We start from the raw sequence: 14864 nt of genomic DNA on the forward strand, positions 1-14864 counted from the left end.
TGGCCGTGCGGGGGATCGTGGCGCCGAGCGTAGGCTGGCAAGCGGACGAGATCGTCCATTTGACCGGAGGTGAGAGACAGCGGTGGGGAAATCCTCTCGGATCGCGGGGCAGGACAGTCTGCGGGCGGACGCCCGGCGCAACCGGCGGCGCATCCTTTCGGCTGCCCGCGTGGTCTTCGCCGAGCACGGCATCGACGCGCCCATGGCGACCGTGGCCCGGCGGGCGGGGGTCGGCGTGGCGACGCTGTACCGGCGTTTCCCGACGCGGGACGCCCTGGTGCGGGCCGCATTCGCGCACCAGATGGACACCTGTGCTCGGACGCTCACCGAGGCGCTGGCCGACCCCGATCCGTGGCAGGGCTTCCAGCGACTGGTCGAGACGGTCTGCGAACTACAACGGGAGGAACGGGGCTTCCCGGCCGCATTCGTCGCGGCCTTTCCGGACAGCACGCGAGAACACGCGCGGGTACTGGAACAGGCCGAGCAGGACTTCATGACCCTGGTCCGCAGGGCTCAGGCGGCGGGCGTGCTGCGGGCCGACTTCCACCCCTCCGACATTGCCGTGGCCTTGTTGTCCCACTGCGGTCTGGTCACCGCATTGCCGGGTGACCGTGCGGCGTCCCGGCGTCTGGTGGCGTACTTGCTCCAGTCGTTCCGCGCCGAGGCGGCCCACGGAGCGCTGCCAGCGCCGAGCGCACTGTCGCTGCGCAGTCTTCCGCTCGCAGCCCACGGCTCCCAGGGACAGCGGTCCTCCGGAACCTGATACGAAGCGGCGCCTGCGGCGTGGCCGCCCTTCGGGCGACCGCGCCAATTTCGCAACAGGCCCTAGTAGGGCTTGGTCATCTTCACTTGTGAGTGGCGTGTCTGTCTGTTCGTCGGTGTCGTTGGGCTGGTGTGACACCTGAGGAGATGGCCGGGGTCCGGGAGGACCTGGAGGCGTTCGCGGCGGAGTTGTTCGACGGGTTCTTCCGTGCGGATCAGCGGCGGTGGGGGCAGGCGTATGTGCGCGGGCTGCTGCTGGACGGGCGGCGCAAGTCGGTGGAGCCGATGGCGGCCCGTCTGGGTGAGGACGGCAACCGGCAGGCGCTGGCGCACTTCATCACCTCCAGTCCGTGGGATGCGGCGCATGTGCGGGCCCGGCTGGCCTGGAGGATGCACGAGGCGATCGGTCCGGAAGCCCTGATCGTGGACGACACCGGGTTCCTGAAGGACGGGGACGCCTCGGCGTGCGTGTCGAGGCAGTACACCGGCACCGCGGGCAAGGTCACCAACTGTCAGGTGGGCGTCTCGGTGCACCTGGCCACCGACTGTGCCTCGGCCGCGATCGACTGGCGGCTGTTCGTGCCGGCCTCCTGGGACCCGGCCTTGCCCGAGGCCGATGCGGTCAAGGTCGCCCGCCGTGGTCGCTGCGGGATTCCCGACCATGTGGGGCATGTGGAGAAGTGGCAGCTCGCTTTGGACATGATCGACGAGACCCTCTCGTGGGGCGTTGATGTTCCCCTGGTGGTCGCGGATGCCGGCTACGGCGATGCGGCAGCCTTCCGCCTCGGCCTGGAGGAACGGGACCTGCCCTACGTGGTCGGGATCTCCGGCCGTCACACCGCGCATCCGGCCGACGCCCGCCCCGTCCAACCGGTCTATGCGGGTACCGGCCGGCCGCCGAAGACGCAGTACCCCGAGCCCGCGCAGACCGTGAAGGACCTGGTCATCGCGGCCGGGAAGGCGGCGGCCCGGCCGGTGTCCTGGCGGGAGGGCTCCCGGCCGGGCAAGGGCCGCACTGGCGTCAAGCGCATGTACTCGCGGTTCGTCGCCCTGCGCATCCGCCCGGCCGGACGCGGCGTCCGCAGGGCCGCCGATGATCCGGAGCTGCCCGAGCGGTGGCTGCTGGCCGAGTGGCCGGCCACCGAGCCGGAACCGGTGCAGTTCTGGCTGTCGGACCTGCCCTCCGGCATGCCGTTGGCCACCCTGGTGCGGCTGGCCAAGCTCCGCTGGCGCATCGAACACGACTACCGTGAGATGAAACAGGCCCTGGGCCTTGCCCACTTCGAGGGCCGCACCTGGGCCGGCTGGCACCACCACGTCACCCTCGTCTCCGCCGCTCATGCCTTTTGCACCCTGCAACGACTGACGCGGGACCCAAAAGATCCGGCGCCGGTCTGAGCCTCTACCAAGTCGTCCGCGAGCTCCAGACACTCCTCGCGACATGGACCGGCGCCTGCCCCACCTGCCACCGCGACATACCCACACCCATACAAACTTGACCAAGCCCTACTAGCCGGGACGCCATTTCGGTGTAAGTACCTGCAGTAGTCAGCTCCTGACCGGAGGAGCGAAAGACCATTGAGTTGATAACCACCCGCAGAGACTTCTCGAACCGCTCAGCCGACAACCGCTCTGAGTACGGGCCGCCCGGGTTGACCGGGTCCGGGAGTGTCGGTGGTCAGGGTGATGTTGCGGCCGGTCATTGTACCGGTGCTCTTCGTATTGAGTCTCCTGCGGTAGACCCCACAGCATCATTGCCAGCACGGTGACGGTCATAGCTGCCAGCAACCAGCCCAGAGCACGCGATGCGCGCAGCCCGTAGCCCGACAGAGCCCAGTACACGGCGGGCAGAGCCTGTTCCGCGCGTGGGGTGTCAGTGTCATGGCGGCGCATCTCCATCTCGCCGTAGTAAAAGTCCGCAGCGCCAGGTTCGTCCTTGCCGTCCTCGAAGGCCTTGCGTAGCTGCCGGTACACCGGCGCCAGGGCGGCTGGCTCCAGCACCTGCTCGCCGCCTGAGGCGGCTGTCCAGATGCCTGCGTCTGTTCCGGCACGGGCAGCCCGCCAGTGATGCTCTTCGGCCAGTATCCGGCGCGGAGCCCAGCGCACCGGCCACAATCCGCGTCGGTGCAGACCTGAGGGGGTGGCGGCCAAGAGACAGCGTCCTTCCAGACGCAACTGGTCCGGGTGGATGGTTACAGCGAACCGACAGTCGGTGAGGTCAATATCGGTGAGCACCAGGTGGGCTGCGTCCACGCCTCGTAGAGACTGGGCCCGCACGCGGGGGTCAGCCAACTCTGGTGGTTCGCGCATTTCGAAGTGAAAAGGGATGAAAGGCCGTGCACGGGCGGAGATGCTCACAGGGAACTCCAGGACTGCGTCGCTGAGGTCCACTTTGGCGTGCCGCAGCCGCAGCGCGGCGGTAGAAGCCCAGCGCGTCCATGAGCAGCGCACAGTCTTCGCTGCTGTCTCAATGGTCACAGCGCGCTCAAAAACCGCTTCCGAAAGATCAAGCGTCCCGGCACACATCAGCGGCCCCATTGACGCGGCGCGTTGGAAAACCGCGTTGCGGAATATGGCGTCGCCACCAAACTCCGCGTCGCGGAAGTCGGTTTCACCTCCGAACTCAACGTGGCGGGAGTCGACTTCGCCCTCGACATGCGCCTGGGTGAAGTCATCTTTTTTCGTGGATCACCGCCCGGAAGAGCATGACCTCCGCCCGCACTGCCCGAACCCCGGTACAACAGGCCGCCCTCGTGGTGGGCGCGATTTTCCTGCTGGTCGGGGTCCTCGGCTTCATCCCGGGCATCACCACGAACTACGACACCATGAAGTTCGCCGCACACCACTCCGAGGCCAAGCTTCTGGGCATCTTCCAGGTGTCCATCCTGCCCAACTTCATACATCTGGCCTTTGGCGTCGCCGGAGTGGCACTGGCGCGCACCGCGGCACAAGCACGGCTCTACCTTCTGGCCGGTGGTGCCATCTACATCGTCCTGTGGTTGTACGGGCTGATCATCGATCACGACAGCGCCGCGAACTTCGTTCCGCTCAATAGCGCCGACAACGGCTCCACCTCGTGCTTGGCCTCGGAATGATCGCACTGGGCGCCCTGCTCAGCCGCAGGCCCTCCTCGACACGGATGGCTGGCTGACCGGCGCACTGAGTCACCTCCTTCCGGCGTCGAGGCTGGCCTGGTGATGGCGCCACACTGCCGCCAGAGCCCGCACCGAGCGGACAGCCGGGTGGAGGCGAGCAGTCACTTGGCCTTCGGCCTGGGCACGGGGGCGGCAGTGGCCGCGGGCAGGGCCGCGTGTCGCTTCCGTTTCGGATACGTGAGTCCATACGTCAGAAAACCACCCTGCGCCCGCAGGAGAACGCGGCGCTGTGTCGGCTGTACGGACCCGCCTCGCTGTTCGGCGGACCGTCGGCCCTGCTCGCCGTGGACCCCGTCAGCGGACCTCTTCCTGGTCATGGGTTCGCCTGGGTCGTTGTGACCGGGTGGGGGTTCGTGCGACGAGGAGGGCGATGTCGTCGGTGTGGTCGGTGGTCATGCCAGCGAGGATTTCATCGCAGAACATGTCGAGCTCTTCGCGGGCAAGGGCGGCGGCGTGCTGTCGTAGGCGTGTCATGCCGTGAGTGAGATCCTCACCGCGTCGTTCGATGAGCCCGTCTGTGTACATCAGCACGGTGGAGCGGGCGGGCAGGGTTTCGGTGGCGTGACGGCGCGGGCGGGTGGGATCGACACCGAGGAGGAGACCGCGGCCGCCTTCGAGGTAGCGGGTGTCACCCTCGTGGGTGACCAGCAGGGGCGGCAGGTGTCCGGCGCTCGAGTAGGTGATCGTCCAGTCTCCGCCGTCGTCCTCGTCGAGGAAGGTGTACAGGCAGGTGGCCGTGGCGTGCGGATAGAGGGACTGATGAGCGAGGTCGAGGCGGCGCAGGATCTGCCCGGGAGGTTCTTGTCGGTCGCAGCCGATGCCGCGGAGCATGTTGCGCAGCTGGCTCATGGTGATCGCGGCGCGCAAGTCATGACCGGTGACGTCCCCGATAATCATGGTGGTGCTGCCGTTGGGCAGGAGGAAGCTGTCGTACCAGTCGCCGCCGACCTCGGCGGTGGTGGCGGCGGGCGCGTACCGGGCGGCCAGCCGTAGCGGGCCGGTCTGCGGCAGGGTGGGCAGCAGCGAGCGCTGGAGGCGTTCGGCGATGTGCTGGGTCTCGCGGTGGAGCCGGGCGTTGTCCACGCCGAGGGCGATGCGGTGGGTCAGGTCCTCCACCATGGCGAGGTCGTCCTCTGTGAGAGGGGCCCGGTCGGCGGAGCGGCCGATGGTCAGCGCACCGAGGACCTGACGGCGGGCGCGTACGGGGGCGACTACGGCGGTCTGGGTGCCGAGTTGGTCGAACACCTCGAGCTGATGGGCGTGTAGCGGGTCGGCAGCCTGGTCGGGGCTGGGAATGTCGGCTGCGGTCAGCAGCAGGGGGCCGGCACCGATGAGCGCGCGTGAGAGGGGACCCACTGGATTTTCCGGGACGGCGGGCAGCAGGCCGGTCAGGCCGCCGACCGGCAGTATGCGGGGATCGCGGTGGACGACACTGACCCGGCGGGGGCGGCCGTCGTCGTCGAGCAGGTCGACCGCGCACCAGTCGGCCAGCTGGGGCAACAGGATGCGGCAAACCCGACCAACCGCAGCGTAGGAATCGAGCGTGCTGGTCATGGCGGTGGTGGTCTCCGCCAACAGAGTCAGCCGGTCCAGCGCCCGCTGGACCACTTGGTCCACCTCGAAATCGTCCATACCCCCCTCCTTCCCGTCGGGCCCACGATTGAAGTTCCCGGCACGGCTACGCCTTCCGTCAAAGGCTGAGGCCCGGGGGGCACTGTCCCCTTCACCACCACGTCCCCCGACCATGCCCGGTCTCCGGTTGTTCCCCGGGGTCCATCTCAGGGCGACGGTCGGTCTGGAGCGGCTCTGCGTCCCTGCTCGGGGGATCGCGGGACGCAGAGCCACAACCATCCTTCCGCACCCGCGCGCCGAAGAGAGGCCCTACGCGCTGCGGCGCGGCTTGCGGCCGGACGTCTTCGCGTCCGACCTCGTGCGGGCGGCCGGCTGCTTCTTCGCAGTCGTCTTCTTCGCGGCCTTCTTGGTCTTCGGCAGGTCGTGGACCTCGGCGTCCTCGCCGCGTGAGGCTTTGGCCTTCTGTACGGACTCCTGCAGGGCGGCCATCAGGTCCACGACCCGGTCCGGTTCGGCCGGCTCCGGCGCCGCGGGCAGCTCACGATGCTCCCGTTTCGCTTCGATGATCTCCTGAACGGCTTCGGTGTAGGTGTCGCGGAACTCCTCGCCCTCGAGGTCCTCGCGGGTCATGGTGTCCATCAGCGTCAGCGCGCCGTCGATCTCCTCGTCGCTCAGTTCCACCGGTGGCGGCAGCAGCTCGGTGGGGTCGCGGATCTCGTCCGGCCAGCGCATCGCGTGCAGGACGATCACGTCGTCGCGGACCCTCAGCAGGCCCAGACGCTCCCGGCCGCTCCAGGCGTACTTGGCGACAGCGACCTTCGCCGACCGGGACAGCGCCTGGCGCAGCAGCTTGTACGGTTTCGCAGCTACCTGCCCGGAGGGCTGGAGGTAGTAGCCCTCCCCGATGCGGATCGGGTCCACCGACTGCAGGGGGACGAACGCCTCGATCTCGATCGCCTTGGCCGTGGGCAGGGGGAGGCTGCTGAGTTCGTCGTCGCTGATCGGGATGACCTGTTCCTTGGTGAGCTGATACCCCTTGCCGATCTCGTCGCCGGCAACCTCGCGGTCCTCCGTCTCGCAGAACTTGCGCACCCGTACCCGGCCCATGTCCTCAAGGTGGTATTGGTGGAAGCGGACACTGTGGTCCTCGGTCGCGCTGACCACGTTGATCGGCACCGTGACCAGGCCGAATGAGATCGCACCGGACCAGATCGTTCGGGGCATGGCACACCTCCGCGCTCACCCCCGAGCACCACCAGCCTACGAGCACCACACGCCCGGCGCGGCTCCGGCGGCCGGCGCCACTCGGCCGCCCTGGAGCAAGCGGAGTCAGGAAGCACGGCGGGTGGCCGCGGGGGCCGATGGTGCCCGGTCCGGATGTGTCGCGGATGCGGTCCATGGTGTCGGCGTACCGAGAAAAGTGCTCAGGCGTGTACAGGCGAACGTGCTCGGTCGTGGGACCGGGAGGACAACCCTGCGGCTGTGGGGGCGTCCGCGAGCGTCCATGACTCGACGGCGGCCTGAACCTGGAGCACGTGGGCGTAGGCTCTCAGGGATGCGGATAGGCGAGTTGTCCAAGCGCACGGGCGTGAGTTCGCGCTCACTGCGGTACTACGAGGAGCAGGGCCTGCTGACCAGCTCACGCTCCGACGCGGGGCAGCGTCACTATTCCGATGCTGCGGTCCAGCGCGTCTCGCTCATCCGACAGTTGTTCGACGCGGGCATGTCCAGCAGGGTGATCGCGACTGTGCTGCCGTGTGTGGACGTCCCGGGTGACTTGGGCGTCGCCGAGGAGACGTTCACGGCGATGATGCGCGAGCGCGACCGGATCGACGCCGACATCGCGCACCTGATTGAGACCCGGGATGCACTCGACGTGCTGATCAGGGCCAACAGCCGACACCGGGCGCAGCTGTCCACGGCCCCGGAACCGGTGGCACAGTCGACCTGATGCTGTGATCTGCGTCTCAGCCGGTTGCCCCTCACATCAATGTCAGAGGTGAGGATGGCGACAACGCCCGGAATCACCGGGTCGGTCATACGAGAGGCGGCGGAAGATGGGGCAGGCGTGGGGTTTCGGCAGGTATGGCGGGCCCGAGGTGCAGGAGTTCTTCGATCGTCCCGACCCTGTCCCCGGTCGCGGCGAGGTGCTGATCCAGGTCGACGTCGCCGGCGTGAATCCCCTCGACCACCTTCTGCGCTCGGGTCTGGTCGACGGGCTCGACGGCGGGCGTCCGTTTCCCCGCGTGCTGGGCATGGAGGCAGCCGGAACCGTTCTTGCCAGGGGCGAGGACGTCAACGGGCTCGAGGTGGGTGACGCGGTCTTCGGCTTCGCACTCACCGGCGGCGGCACCTACGCCGAGACGACGGTGCTGTCCGCGCCGAACACCGCGCGCATCCCGGAGGGTCTGTCCGCGACCGTGGCGGCAACGCTGCCCGTAGCCGGGACGACCGCGGTGGACGTGCTCGACCAGCTCAGCCTCCCGCCCGGTGCCACGGTCCTGGTCAATGGAGTCGGGGGCGGGGTCGGCCTCGCCGTCGCCCGGCTGGCTATCGGGCGCGAGCTGCGTGTGATCGGCACCGGGAGTACCGCCAAACGCGAGCACGCCGAGTCCATCGGGGTGCGGTTCATCGACTACACCGCCGAGGACGTCGCCGCCGCGGCACGCGAGCTGGTCCCGGACGGCTTCGACGGGATCGTCGACCTGGCGGGAGGCACCTCGCTGCGGACGGTCGCTCCGCTGGCCCAGGAACCCCGCAACGTCATCGCTGTGGGTGACATGTCTGTGTCCGATCTCGGTGGGCGTTTCGTCGAGCGCCGCGTCGACCGCGAGAACCTGGAGCGGTCGGCCCGGCTGGCCCTCGACGGACTCCTCGCACCCGTAATCACCGCGGTCCATCCGCTCTCCGACGCCCCGGCCGCTCTCGCCACCGTCGAGAACGGTCACACCTCGGGCAAGGTTGTCATCAAGGTGGCATGAGAAGTGCCCGGCCGTCTGACGCTGTCGACCGTCCACTGCGGGCTGCCGAGAACCCGTGGTCAGCGCATCATCAACTGAGCACGTTCACCTGTACGGGGTTGAGCACGTTCAGGCGTACGCCGACACATGGCGGCTTCGGCGACCAGGCGGGCTTCGCGGGCGGCATCCAGGCTGATCTGCTGGGCGACCTGGTCGCGTCAAAGAGGGCCTCGCCCTTCCAGGCGATGCCCGTGAGGCGGCCGCGCTGCAGGCCGGCGGCGTCGAACAGCCGGCAGGCGAGGGTGCGCAGATCGTCATGCGCGGTCAGCGCCACGCTCGGGACTGCGCCGCAGTCCGCGCCACTCTCCTCAAATCTCGTCGTGCGGCTCGGACGGCTACTGCGCTGCGGCCAGGCCGCCCGCGACCGAGCCAGTCGGCTGCAAGGCCTACCAAGGGAAGCCCAGATCGGCAGCGACCTGCCGGATCGTCGCCTCGGGTCGCGACTGGTACAGCGCGACCGCGTCCGCCTTGAACTCCGGCGGGTAGTGCTTCATGACCACGAGATGTCCGTTCTCAGATCCTCAAGATCCAGTGTCTCGTGTGTCCGAGATCAGGGGTCAAGGCCCATCTCCCATACCCGGCACCTTGTACGCGCAGCAGAGCGATCTCCTCCCGCTCGGCGAACGAGAGGTAGCGGCCCGAGACAGCAAGATCAATCTGCGGCATCCCGTCGGCATGCCGGAACCACCGGGTGCCCACCGCTGGCTCCGCCCCGACAGCGACGGCCACATCCTCACTGGTCAGTCCCTTGGCGATCTCACGCCAGAACTGTCGCTCGACCTCTCGCCTCGTCGAGAGCCGCCCCGGCGACTTCATCGGCGATCGCCCTGTCAATTCCGTCATCCAACCCGCTGGCCGTCCCACAACACACCCCTCTGATCAGAAGTGTTGCAACGACTGATTGAACCCAGGCCGGACGTGACCCTGCCGAAGTTCATGTCCCTTGTCCAATGGTGCTGGGACCCGAACCGACCACCGGGTCCCGAACGGCCGAACCTCGTACGACGACTGCGGTTTCTTCGACACTGCCGCCCTCTTCGTCGTGCCGCCCGAACCGCGGGGGCACTTTGTCACTTGCGAAGAGTGAAAGCCGCGCCGCGGGTGTGCCGCGAGTTATGGTGGGACGGCCGTCGGGTGATGTCCGCCAGCGGGCGGGGATCTGGGGGAGTCCGCGGGCACCGCTCGGGGAACGTGTGGGAATGTCGTGACCGAAGAGCAGTCGCCGTGGAGGCTGAAGGCGTGGACAACGTGGACGCACCGGACAGCGGAATTCTCCTCTTCCGCAACACCATGCGCATCACCGAAGGGCATCTCGACGCCTACCGGGAAGCCACGGAGCGGGCCGTACGGTTCGTGGAGGAGCACGGTCCCCAGGTCATGGTGGAGGTGTTCATCGACGAGCAGAAGCTGCTCGCACACAGCTTTCAAATGTACCGGGACTCGGATTCCGTCCGCGCGCACTGGAAGATGTCCGAGCCGTACATCCGGGAAGTGATGAAGCACTGCCGGGTGGAACGCTTCGAGGTGTTCGGACAACCCGATTCCGACGTGATGGCGGGCGTACGGAATTCACTCGACGACCAGGTCTCGCCCTCATTCGCGGCCCGCTTCACGGGATTCATGCGATTCGACGCGTTGCGGTCCGAGCGGTAGCGACTCCCGCCCCTGAAAAGGCGGCGACAAGGCCGCCTCGGCCGCAGGCACAGGCGCAAGTGCGGGTGCAGTGCAATGCAGTGCACCCCGCTGGGCGCGGTGCGCGGCCGGGGCCCTTTCGCTGTCTTCTCCGCAATCAGCCGACGACGGTCCAGGTGTCGCCGCCGGCAAGGAGTGCGGCGCGGTCGCCCTTGCCGTTCTGTTCGATCGCGGTGTCGAGTTGGTCCACACGGACAGGTCGCGGCGGCTGATGGCGAGACCTGTGGCTATTGCGGGGGCGCGGCCGTGGATGGAGTTCATCCCGTAGGTGTTCATGTAGTACGGGAAGCGGGAGGAGCAGCCGATGCCGGAGACGAAGACGATGTTCTCCCGCGCCACACCCAGCTCCGGCATGAAGCCCTGCACGGCGGCCAGGATCGCGTAGTCACCGCATCCGGGGCACCAGCGCACCTTCACGGGGCGCGCGCCCTGGCGGGGAGGCAAGCTGACATAGTGCGGGCCTCGTCCCGGTCCGGCCCGCCCTGCGTCGCTACGCTGCAACGGCCATCGCCATGCGGTCAGATCCCTGGAGGGGTCCGGTGGTCCGCCCCCGGCGGTGGCGTTCCCATTCGTCATGCGACACGGAGGACGTCTTGCCAGCGATCAAAGTCGGCATATCCCTGCCCACCATGGCCGACCTGGCGCCTAAGGGCTTCCCAGGCATAGCGGCCGGCGCCCGGCACGTCGAACAGGCCGGTCTGGATTCCGTGTCGGTGTCCGACTTCATCATGGGCAACGGCGCGCCGGCCCTGGAGGCAACCGTCGCGCTCTCGGCCGCCGCCGCCGTCACCACACGGGTCGACCTGCGCTTCAGCCTCCTGGTGCTGCCGCTGCGGAACCTCGCCTGGACCGCCGCCCAGATCGGCACGCTGCAGCATCTGTCCGGCAACCGGGTCATCCTCGGTGTCGGCTCGGGCGGAGCCCCCGGGACTCCGTTCTGGCAGGCCGTGGGGGCCACAGCGGAGGGCCGCAACACACGGCTGGTGCGCTCCCTCGAGCTACTGCCGGGGCTGCTCGCCGGCGAGGAGACGACGCTGCCGGACGGCACCGCCGTGACGCTCGCGCCGGCCGTGCCGGCGCCGCCGGTGCTGGTGGGCGGCAACTCGGACAACTCGATCCGGCGGGCCGCGCTGCACGCGGACGGCTGGCTGCCGTCGATGGCCTCCCCGGCGTCGGTCGCCCGCGGCGTCGCGAAGCTGCGGGAGGCCGCCGAGGAGGCGGGGCGGCCCGCGCCGACCACCACGGTGTGGCTGCACGCGGGGCTCGGTGACGACGAGTCGGTGCGCTCCGCGCGGGCCGCGTTCGAGAAGAGCCTGGTGGACATGTACGGGCTGACACCCGAGGAGGCGCTGCTGGTGCCGATCGGCGGCAGCCCCAAGGAGGCCGCGGAGCGGTTCGCCGCGTACGCGGAGGCCGGCGCCGGCCATCTCGACCTCCTGGTCGACGGCGGTGACTGGGAGCGGCAGGTGGAGCTCATCGCGGAGGCACGCGCGCTGCTGTGAGGTCCGTTCCGTCCCGCCCGGGGTCGTGACTGCCGGCCGGGGCGGACGCGGCGCGGAAGCGGGCTGTGCGACCCGGCCGGTCGCACAGCCCGCTTCGTGTGGCGGGAGGGTCACCTGCCCGGCAGTTCGATGGACTGCCGGTGGCGGAAGACGTTGCGCGGGTCCCAGGCGGCCTTGACCTTCTGCAGCCGCGCGTAGTTGTCCTTGTAGTAGAGCTGGTGCCAGGGGATCCCGGACTTGTTGAACTCGGGGTCGCTGAGGTCGTTGTCCGGGTAGTTGATGTAGCAGCCGTCGGTGACGTCGTTGGGCACGGGGACACCGCCGGTGTCGGCGTACACGTCGCGGTAGATGTCGCGCAGCCAGGCGATGTTGGCCTCGTCGTGGTCGGCGCGGTGCCAGTACGACTCGTAGAACATCACCAGGTGCGAGTCGCGGTGCGGCGCCGGGGTGTCGCGCGGGCCCAGCTCGTTGATCCGGCCGCCCGCGGAGGCCAGCACGATGTAGCTGTAGGTGTTGTTGTAGTCCTTGCGGGTCAAGTGCTTGTACAGCGCGTCGATCTGGCGCTGCGGAAAGACGTCCTTGACGAACGCGGACTTGTGGAAGGTGCGCAGGTTCGGGTTGTTGAGCGTCTCACCGCCGGTGGTGCTGTAGGTGGTGGCCTTCATGAACGGCAGGTTCTGGGAGTCGCGCCAGTTCGGCTGGGCGCCCATGGCGTCGCTGAGGAAGTCGACGAAGGCGTCCATCCGCTGCTGCGCGCCGGGCTTGTCGGCGTCGATCTGCGCCACGAGGAAGAGAGTGCCGGCCGACACGTGGTTGAGGAACAGCCAGTGCCCGAGGTCCAGGTACTCCGAGTCGAGGGAGGCGTTGTCCTTGGACCACTGGCTGTACTTGCGCAGCAGGTTGGTGAAGCCGGCCTCGGTGATCTGCTCCCAGGGCCAGGTGACCTGGGTGTAGACGACCCGGGACGGCGGCCGGGGCAGCAGCCGGCTCGGGTCGTTGCCCTTGGCGCCGCGGCTGCGCAGCCAGTACTTGGTGACGATGCCGAAGTTGCCGCCGCCACCGCCGGCGAGCGCCCACAGCAGGTCGCGGTTCGGGTCGTTCGGCTCCCGCGTGGCCACGACGGCCCGCACCCGGCCCTTGCGGTCGACCGTGACGACCTCGGCGGCGTACACGTGGTCGATGACGATGCCATGCGCCCGGGACAGGACCCCGTAACCGCCGCCCGCGAAGTGTCCGCCCGCGCCGACGCTGTGGCAGCCGCCGCCGGGGATCGTCACGCCCCAGCCGTTGTGCAGGGTCTCGTAGATGTCGAGGAGGGTGGCCCCGGGCTCGACGAAGAAGGCGCGCCGCCGCTCGTCGTAGCCGACCCGGTTCATCAGCCGCAGGTCGGCGATGATCTGGGCCTCCTTGTTGAAGACGAAGTCCTCGAAGCAGTGGCCGCCGCTGCGCACCACGATCCGCTTGCCGGCCTCGACGGCCTCGCGGACCACCCGGACCACCTGCTGCGTGGTGGCGGGCAGCCGGACGGCTTCGGGGGTGCCGACGAGACGGGCGTTCATGCCCGACACCATGTCGACGTACCGGGGGTCACCGGGTCTGACGGTCGGGATCGCGCCGGAGGCGGTCTCGGGGGCCGCGTGCGCGGGCGACAGCGTACCGAGTGCGGCGACGGTCCCGGAGGTGGCCACAGCGGCGCCCGCTCCGGCCATGAACCGTCGCCTGTTCAACATACTCATATGCAGCTCCATTCGGCGAGGGCGTCCTTGTGGGTTGGCAAGCGGCCCCAGCGTGCCCACCGCCCGGCAGGGCCGACACAGAAGCCCCGCATCTATGTCAAGTAGCCTCTCGGCCGGTCACGTTGAGATGACGTGGGGCCGGGCCAGATGACGCACTGTAAACGCGTCGGCCGGCTCGGCGGGTGTACCGATTCACGCCGTCCGGTCATCCCTTCTTTCCTTTTCCGGCTCCGGTGCCGGGGGGACGCAGCGCGCCGGTGGCCGACTTGACGCAGTCGCACGCGTCGCGGGGCGGACGGCGCCTCCTTCGGGCATGGTCGTCACGCGGAAGCCGTCGTCCCGCTGCTCCCCCGCCACCGGCACGGGCGCGACGGCCGTACGGCCCGGGCGTCAGCCAAACCGCAGTTTTCCGAGGTGACCGGCGAGAGGAGAGGCCGCACCATGGCCATCGACAGGAACGAACGGTATGCCCGACTCCGGGAGATCCAGGGCATGGACGTCAAGGAGGAGTACAGCCGCATCTGGTGGCTCGACATGGGCTACGAGTTCCCGTGGGACTTCAGCGTCGCGGGCGCGCTGGCGTTCTGCAACAGCGTCGCGCCGCCCCACATGGCCGCGCTCCTGGTGCGCACCGGGGAGCTGACCCACAACACGCAGCGGCGGATGGAGCACTTCGCCCTCATCAGCCTGGAGATGGTGCGGCGCGGGTTCAAGGACGAGCGCGGCCGGGCGGCGGTCCGGCAGATGAACCGCATCCACAAGAACGCGGTCCGCCACATCAGCGACGAGAAGAAGCAGTGGAGCATCAGCAACGAGGAGTACCTGTTCGTCCTCGCCACCAGCATGCTCGTCCAGATCCGCTGGGTGGACCGGTACGGCTGGCGGCCGCTGACCGACCAGGAGCGGACCGCGGCGTACCTGCACATGCGGGAGCAGGGCGAATTCATGGGCCTGAAGGACATCCCGGGCTCGTACGAGGAGTTCGCCCGGTTCCACGACGAGTACGTGGAGCGGACGTTCACGTACTCGCCGGAGGCCGTGACGCTGTGGCAGGTGCTGCGGAACACTGTCATCGAGCCCATGGCGGCCTGGCTCCCGAAGCGGCTCCAGCCGCTGGGGCGCAAGGTGGCGGCGGCGGCACTGCCCGCGCTGCTGACCCCGCACATGCGCAAGGCGTTCGGCGTGTCCGAGCCGTCGCGGCTGCTGCGGCTGGCGGTGGACGCCGCGCTCAAGGCCCGGGCGGCCTATGTGCGCCGGCAGCCGCCGCGCGAGGAGGCCGCCTACCCCGATCCGCTGCCCACGCCCAGCTTCCCCACGGGTGAGTTCACGATGGAGGAGCTGGGTCCCGCGCACACGGCCGGGGGCAACGCCGGCTGAGCACGCCCCCGCCGGCTCCCGACGGCACGGTCGGCCCGTGACCGGCCC

At 68.9% G+C, this 14864-nt stretch carries 13 protein-coding genes and 3 pseudogenes; 8 read left to right on the top strand and 8 right to left on the bottom strand.

Annotated elements, in window-relative coordinates; all coding sequences use genetic code 11:
- The first annotated feature begins 82 nt into the window (after window positions 1-82).
- Window positions 83-763: a TetR/AcrR family transcriptional regulator gene (locus tag F1615_RS25705; RefSeq protein WP_149551450.1), complete on the top strand. Its 681-nt coding sequence runs from the start codon at window positions 83-85 to the stop codon at window positions 761-763.
- A gap of 146 nt (window positions 764-909) precedes the next feature.
- The gene (locus F1615_RS25710) at window positions 910-2160 is read left to right on the top strand and encodes an IS701 family transposase (RefSeq protein ID WP_208818404.1); all 1251 of its coding nucleotides are present in this window, start codon (window positions 910-912) and stop codon (window positions 2158-2160) included.
- Window positions 2161-2310: 150 nt separating this feature from the next.
- Here the strand turns inward: F1615_RS25710 and F1615_RS25715 are convergent, their stop codons facing one another.
- Window positions 2311-3240: a hypothetical protein gene (locus F1615_RS25715; protein ID WP_208818405.1), complete on the bottom strand. Its 930-nt coding sequence runs from the start codon at window positions 3238-3240 to the stop codon at window positions 2311-2313.
- A gap of 227 nt (window positions 3241-3467) precedes the next feature.
- Here F1615_RS25715 and F1615_RS25720 point away from each other — a divergent pair, with 227 nt between their 5' ends.
- Window positions 3468-3857, top strand: coding sequence for a DUF4383 domain-containing protein (locus F1615_RS25720; RefSeq protein ID WP_425385658.1), 390 nt, complete (start codon window positions 3468-3470; stop codon window positions 3855-3857).
- 354 nt (window positions 3858-4211) lie between these two features.
- Here F1615_RS25720 and F1615_RS25725 read toward each other — a convergent pair whose 3' ends face one another.
- Window positions 4212-5549 carry a PP2C family protein-serine/threonine phosphatase gene (locus F1615_RS25725; RefSeq protein ID WP_149551452.1) on the bottom strand — a complete coding sequence of 446 codons (1338 nt, stop codon included), beginning with the start codon at window positions 5547-5549 and terminating at the stop codon, window positions 4212-4214.
- 249 nt (window positions 5550-5798) lie between these two features.
- Window positions 5799-6713, bottom strand: a complete 915-nt coding sequence (locus tag F1615_RS25730; RefSeq protein WP_149551453.1) for a Ku protein — start codon at window positions 6711-6713, stop codon at window positions 5799-5801.
- 331 nt (window positions 6714-7044) lie between these two features.
- Here F1615_RS25730 and F1615_RS25735 point away from each other — a divergent pair, with 331 nt between their 5' ends.
- Window positions 7045-7440 (top strand): MerR family transcriptional regulator, encoded by a 396-nt coding sequence (locus tag F1615_RS25735; RefSeq protein ID WP_149551454.1) that lies wholly within the window; start codon window positions 7045-7047, stop codon window positions 7438-7440.
- A 106-nt stretch (window positions 7441-7546) separates the two neighbouring features.
- Entirely contained in the window at window positions 7547-8470 is a 924-nt protein-coding gene (locus F1615_RS25740; RefSeq protein WP_149551455.1) for an NADP-dependent oxidoreductase, read from the top strand.
- A gap of 70 nt (window positions 8471-8540) precedes the next feature.
- On the opposite strand, the gene F1615_RS25745 is transcribed toward F1615_RS25740, so the two are convergent.
- From F1615_RS25745 to F1615_RS36450, 3 genes and pseudogenes are all read right to left on the bottom strand, one after another.
- Window positions 8541-8783: a hypothetical protein gene (locus F1615_RS25745; RefSeq protein ID WP_341873462.1), complete on the bottom strand. Its 243-nt coding sequence runs from the start codon at window positions 8781-8783 to the stop codon at window positions 8541-8543.
- A gap of 124 nt (window positions 8784-8907) precedes the next feature.
- Window positions 8908-9003 (bottom strand): annotated as a pseudogene (locus F1615_RS25750) (transposase); the annotation flags it as partial.
- Window positions 9004-9085: 82 nt separating this feature from the next.
- Window positions 9086-9352, bottom strand: a pseudogene (locus tag F1615_RS36450) (IS30 family transposase); the annotation flags it as partial.
- A 381-nt stretch (window positions 9353-9733) separates the two neighbouring features.
- Here F1615_RS36450 and F1615_RS25760 point away from each other — a divergent pair.
- Window positions 9734-10162: a hypothetical protein gene (locus F1615_RS25760; RefSeq protein WP_208818406.1), complete on the top strand. Its 429-nt coding sequence runs from the start codon at window positions 9734-9736 to the stop codon at window positions 10160-10162.
- A gap of 225 nt (window positions 10163-10387) precedes the next feature.
- Here F1615_RS25760 and F1615_RS25765 read toward each other — a convergent pair.
- A pseudogene (locus tag F1615_RS25765) lies at window positions 10388-10615 on the bottom strand (2-oxoacid:ferredoxin oxidoreductase subunit beta); the annotation flags it as partial.
- Window positions 10616-10794: 179 nt separating this feature from the next.
- Here F1615_RS25765 and F1615_RS25770 point away from each other — a divergent pair.
- Window positions 10795-11703 carry an LLM class flavin-dependent oxidoreductase gene (locus tag F1615_RS25770; protein ID WP_208818407.1) on the top strand — a complete coding sequence of 303 codons (909 nt, stop codon included), beginning with the start codon at window positions 10795-10797 and terminating at the stop codon, window positions 11701-11703.
- 110 nt (window positions 11704-11813) lie between these two features.
- Here the strand turns inward: F1615_RS25770 and F1615_RS25775 are convergent, their stop codons facing one another.
- Window positions 11814-13439 (bottom strand): FAD-binding oxidoreductase, encoded by a 1626-nt coding sequence (locus F1615_RS25775; protein WP_149551457.1) that lies wholly within the window; start codon window positions 13437-13439, stop codon window positions 11814-11816.
- A gap of 441 nt (window positions 13440-13880) precedes the next feature.
- On the opposite strand from F1615_RS25775, the gene F1615_RS25780 reads away from it, so the two are divergent.
- Entirely contained in the window at window positions 13881-14816 is a 936-nt protein-coding gene (locus F1615_RS25780; RefSeq protein ID WP_149551458.1) for an oxygenase MpaB family protein, read from the top strand.
- Window positions 14817-14864: the final 48 nt, after the last annotated feature.

It is taken from the genome of Streptomyces marokkonensis, assembly GCF_008312835.1.
GTDB classification, from domain to species: Bacteria; Actinomycetota; Actinomycetes; order Streptomycetales; family Streptomycetaceae; genus Streptomyces; species Streptomyces marokkonensis_A.

Coding starts and splice junctions, on each gene's coding strand:
- F1615_RS25710 (WP_208818404.1), top strand. CDS start 910: ATGGCCGGGGTCCGGGAGGACCTGGAGGCGTTCGCGGCGGAGTTGTTC.
- F1615_RS25720 (WP_425385658.1), top strand. CDS start 3,468: ATGACCTCCGCCCGCACTGCCCGAACCCCGGTACAACAGGCCGCCCTC.
- F1615_RS25725 (WP_149551452.1), bottom strand. CDS start 5,549: ATGGACGATTTCGAGGTGGACCAAGTGGTCCAGCGGGCGCTGGACCGG.
- F1615_RS25730 (WP_149551453.1), bottom strand. CDS start 6,713: ATGCCCCGAACGATCTGGTCCGGTGCGATCTCATTCGGCCTGGTCACG.
- F1615_RS25735 (WP_149551454.1), top strand. CDS start 7,045: ATGCGGATAGGCGAGTTGTCCAAGCGCACGGGCGTGAGTTCGCGCTCA.
- F1615_RS25740 (WP_149551455.1), top strand. CDS start 7,547: ATGGGGCAGGCGTGGGGTTTCGGCAGGTATGGCGGGCCCGAGGTGCAG.
- F1615_RS25775 (WP_149551457.1), bottom strand. CDS start 13,439: ATGAGTATGTTGAACAGGCGACGGTTCATGGCCGGAGCGGGCGCCGCT.
- F1615_RS25780 (WP_149551458.1), top strand. CDS start 13,881: ATGGCCATCGACAGGAACGAACGGTATGCCCGACTCCGGGAGATCCAG.